General features: G+C 70.5%; 2 pseudogenes. One reads left to right on the forward strand and one right to left on the reverse strand.

Annotated elements, in window-relative coordinates:
* Positions 1-69 (reverse strand): annotated as a pseudogene (locus ABZ646_RS46570) (diaminobutyrate--2-oxoglutarate aminotransferase); the annotation flags it as partial.
* 29 nt (positions 70-98) lie between these two features.
* Here ABZ646_RS46570 and ABZ646_RS46575 point away from each other — a divergent pair.
* Positions 99-1,433: pseudogene (locus ABZ646_RS46575) on the forward strand (type I polyketide synthase); the annotation flags it as partial.

A 1,433-nucleotide genomic window follows, 5' to 3' on the forward strand; every position in this document is an offset into this window, starting at 1 on the left:
GCTGAGCCCCTCGTCCAGTTCCTCCGGCGTGATGGTCAGGGCGGGCAGCAGCTTGACGACCTCGCTCTCCAGCCCCGGGCACGCGGATCAGCGCCGACCAGCCGTTCAAGGAGCTCGGCTTGGACTCCCTGACGGCGGTCGAGCTGCGCAACGTGCTGAAGACCCGGACCGGCCTGCGCCTGGCGTCCAGCGCGGTGTTCGACTACCCGACCGTGGCCCGGCTCGCGGCCCACCTGGCCGCCGGGTTCGACGAGGTACGTCCGGCGGTTCCGGTGACCGTCCCGGCGCTCCCGCCGGTGACCGACGACCCGGTCGTCATCGTGGGCATGGCCTGCCGCTTCCCTGGCGGTGTCATGAATCCCGACGACCTGTGGCAGCTGGTGGCCGACGAGGCCGACGGCGTCGCGCCGTTCCCGACCGACCGCGGCTGGGACCTCGGCCGCCTCCTGGGAACCGTTTCCAGGACGGCCGCTTCCGCGGCGAGCGAAGGCGGCTTCGTCGACGGGGTGGACGAGTTCGACGCGGCGTTCTTCCGCATCTCGCCCCGCGAGGCCCTCGCCACCGACCCGCAGCAACGGTTGTTGCTGGAGGTGTCGTGGGAGGCGCTGGAACAGGCGGGAATCGATCCCCACTCCCTGGCCGGCAGCCCCACCGGCGTCTTCGCAGGCGCCTACCAGTCCGGCTACACCGAACTCGTTGCCCGCAGCGGCATGGACGTGCAGGGCCACATGATCACCGGCGCGGCGAGCAGTGCGATCTCGGGGCGGGTTGCGTATGCGCTGGGGCTGGAGGGTCCCGCGGTCAGCGTGGACACCGCCTGCTCCTCATCGATGGTCTCGATGCACCTGGCGGCCCAGGCTCTGCGAGCCGGGGAGTGCTCGCTGGCGCTGGCCGGTGGTGTCACGGTGATGGCCGAGCCGGACGTGTTCATCGGCTTCACGGTCCAGGGCGGCATGGCCGCGGACGGCCGTTGCAAGTCGTTCGCCGAGGCGGCCGACGGCGCGGGCTGGTCCGAGGGCGCTGGCATGATTGTGTTGGAGCGGCTGTCCGACGCCGTGCGCAACGGCCACGAGGTCCTCGCGGTCATGCGGTCGAGTGCGGTGAACCAGGACGGTGCGTCGAACGGTCTGACGGCTCCGAACGGTCCGTCCCAGCAGCGTTTGATCCGTCAGGCTCTGGCGGCTGCCGGTCTGTCGTCGGCTGACGTGGATGCGGTGGAGGCCCATGGGACGGGTACCAGGCTCGGTGATCCGATCGAGGCGCAGGCGCTGCTGGCCACGTATGGCCAGGACCGTCCCGGCGACCGGCCGTTGTGGCTGGGGTCCCTCAAGTCCAACATCGGTCACACTCAGGCCGCGGCGGGTGTGGCCGGGGTCATCAAGATGGTCATGGCGCTGCGTCACGGGATCCTGCCCTGTATCGGAATAGCACAA

Origin of the sequence: Streptomyces sp. NPDC007162 (assembly GCF_040634175.1) — a bacterium.
GTDB lineage: Bacteria > Actinomycetota > Actinomycetes > Streptomycetales > Streptomycetaceae > Streptomyces.